Source organism: Campylobacter concisus UNSWCS (assembly GCF_000466685.1).
In the GTDB taxonomy this organism is placed as follows: Bacteria; Campylobacterota; Campylobacteria; order Campylobacterales; family Campylobacteraceae; genus Campylobacter_A; species Campylobacter_A concisus_A.
Genome location: NZ_ANNG01000069.1, coordinates 1 through 2603 on the forward strand (window position 1 = coordinate 1; position 2603 = coordinate 2603).

The 2603-nt window shown below is 46.4% G+C and carries 2 protein-coding genes; one reads left to right on the forward strand and one right to left on the reverse strand.

Going from position 1 to position 2603, the window contains the following annotated elements:
- Nucleotides 1-108: 108 nt before the first annotated feature.
- Nucleotides 109-273, reverse strand: a complete 165-nt coding sequence (locus UNSWCS_RS11895) for a hypothetical protein (RefSeq protein WP_021088458.1) — start codon at nt 271-273, stop codon at nt 109-111.
- Nucleotides 274-322: 49 nt separating this feature from the next.
- Between UNSWCS_RS11895 and UNSWCS_RS10325 the strand changes: the two genes are divergently transcribed.
- Entirely contained in the window at nt 323-2515 is a 2193-nt protein-coding gene (locus UNSWCS_RS10325) for a phage tail tape measure protein (RefSeq protein WP_021088459.1), read from the forward strand.
- Nucleotides 2516-2603: the final 88 nt, after the last annotated feature.

Genomic DNA, 2603 nt, shown 5'->3' on the forward strand with positions numbered 1-2603 from the left:
AGGACACGCGCTTCATTTTTCGTTTGATGAAATTATGGAGTTTTACGTAGACGAATATGAGGATTTTTTAAAAATAGCGATGGAGTTTTTAAAGGCAAGGAGCGCTTATTAGCTTCTTATGCCATCTATCGCGCCGCCGGCTAGAGCGCAAGCGATCATGACGCCGAAAGGATTTATATCAAAAAACGCCCACAAAGAGGCTCCGACGATAATCCCTAGGTTTACGCCTAGTTCTACGAAGTCTGTTTTTTGAGAGCCGATGTTTGTCTTCATGTTTTTATTGTAACTCGCGAAAATTTAAAAGTCAAGAAAAAGGGCAAAAATGGATAGTACTCAAATAGGTATTTTTATCGGCCTTAAAACGGCGGGGTTTGGCGCGCTTAGCGGCAATGTCTCAAAACTCAATGCCTTATCTTCAAGCCTTGAAAAGGCGGGCAGAAACGTTACCAAACTAAACGAAAAAATATCTAAAATAAAAGATTTGAAGCTTGGTATCGACTCTAATATCTCAAAAATCGGCGGCGAGCTTAGTAATTGGCAGTCAAGGCTAGCCGGCGCGGCTGGCTTCGCGTTACCAGTAAAACTTGCCATTGACGACGAGGCCGCTTTTGCGAACGTCAAAAAATACGTAGACGATAGCGAAGAGAACCTACTAAAACTCAAGCACGAGATGAAGACGCTATCAAACGAGCTGGGAGAAAGTTTTTCAAATTTATCGAGTATCGCCGCGGGCGGAGGAAAAATTAATTTAGCAGGCGAAGAGCTAGTGAAATATACGCGCTTGCTAGCTACCGGTTCTACGGCGTTTGAGATGAGTGCCGACGAAGTGGCTACGGCCGCAAACAATATGAAAGTGGGTTTTAAGCTAGATAAGGTAGACGGTCTAAAAGAGTTTTTCGACGTCGTAAATTTGCTTGACAACAAAGTTACCAACGCCGGAGCGGCCGATATACTTACCGCCACCTCTCTAACGGCGGGTAACGCAAATCTGCTAGGCCTAAACGAAAAAGCCGCCAGTGCGATCGCGGCAAGCATGCTAAGTACCGGCAAGGCCCCGTCGGTCGTAGGTACGTCGCTAAATTCTCTTTATACCAGACTGGCCAACGTGGATAATCAGGGCAAGAAATTTCACGAAGCGCTAGCTACCATAGGCCTTGACGCGGGGTATTTAAAAACGGCTATCGGTAAAGACGCCGCGGGAGCCGTGACGCTATTTTTAGATCGTATCGCCGCCGCGCCTAAAGAGCTTCAGGCGGGACTGCTTTATGATTTGATGGGCGGAAATTTTAGCGACGAAATCGCAGGCTTGATTACGAATATGGATGCCTTTAAAGCCAATATGAAGATGGCTTTTTCGGACGAAGCCGCAGGAAGCATGCAAAAAGAGCTACAAGTCAAGCTAAACACTACCAAATCGAGCCTCGAAAGACTAGCGCAAGCCTGGAGAAATATAGGCTCATCTATAGGCGAAGCGTTTTTACCGACGCTAAAACTTCTAACCTCGGCGTTAAATTCTATCGCGAGCGGCATGTCTTGGTTTATAAAAGAACACCCTGAAATATCTAAGTTCGTATTCGGTCTAGCGGGCGGCCTTTTGGCTTTCGTGACCTTGGCTCCGGCCGTTAAAATTCTAGCTTGGAGTTTAGGTATAGTTTGGCAACAAGCCAAGATACTGGGCACGGCGTTTAGCCTCCTAAAAGAGGTATTTAAGCTCAAATATCTAAATACTTTAAAGCTAAACGCTGCGTATTTGATTACCGCTGCTCGCATGAAAGCCGCGACAGCGGCTACCTGGATAGCAAACTCCGCGGGTAAAGCATGGACGGCGACTATGGCTGCAGTAAGAGGCGCGTCTCTCGCGGCTGCGGCCGGCATGAAAATAATGCGCCTAGCCCTCATCTCTACTGGTATCGGAGCCCTGGTAGTAGCTTTAGGAGCGGGCGCGGCATGGATTATAGAAAACTGGGACAAAGTAAAAGCCTTTTTTGGAAATATCTGGGAGAGCGTAAAGCCCTATTGGGAGGCTACTTCAAATTTCTTTAGCTCTATATTCGATTCGGTAGTAGAGTGGTGGAGATCTATCTTTGGAGGCTTTTTTGATTGGGTATCCGAGAAATTTCAGTGGGTCGTAGATATCGTTAGCTCTATCGGCGATGCGCTCGGTGTGGCTACTGATTGGACGAAAGACGCTCTTGGTATAGGAGACGGCAAAGAGAGTAACTGGTATAACCCTTTTTCGTGGTTTAACGACGAAGAACCTCAAAGCGCGCCGGTAAAGGCCAAAGAGGTCTTACCCGCGGCGTCTAAACCCGCTTCCCCGCAAGTCGCCGCGTTAGCGGCTACCGCAAGCGGAGCGAATATAAATATAAACTTTAACGGCGATTTTTTGCTTAATTCAAATAACGGCAAATTCGATCTTGAAAGCTTTAAGGCTCAAATAACAAGAGGAGTCAAAGAGGCGCTTAAAAGAGATGAATTTAACAGCGCCAACACCGAGATAAGAGAGCAGAGGTAGCGATATGGTCTTAAATTTGGGCGGATTTAAATTTAACTGGAAACAAGTAGGCGGTATATCGCTCGAGACTGAGTTTGGCATAAGCTCG

Bases quoted from the DNA above. Each gene is read 5' to 3' on its own strand.
- UNSWCS_RS10325 (WP_021088459.1), top strand. From the start codon at position 323: ATGGATAGTACTCAAATAGGTATTTTTATCGGCCTTAAAACGGCGGGG.
- UNSWCS_RS11895 (WP_021088458.1), bottom strand. From the start codon at position 273: ATGAAGACAAACATCGGCTCTCAAAAAACAGACTTCGTAGAACTAGGC.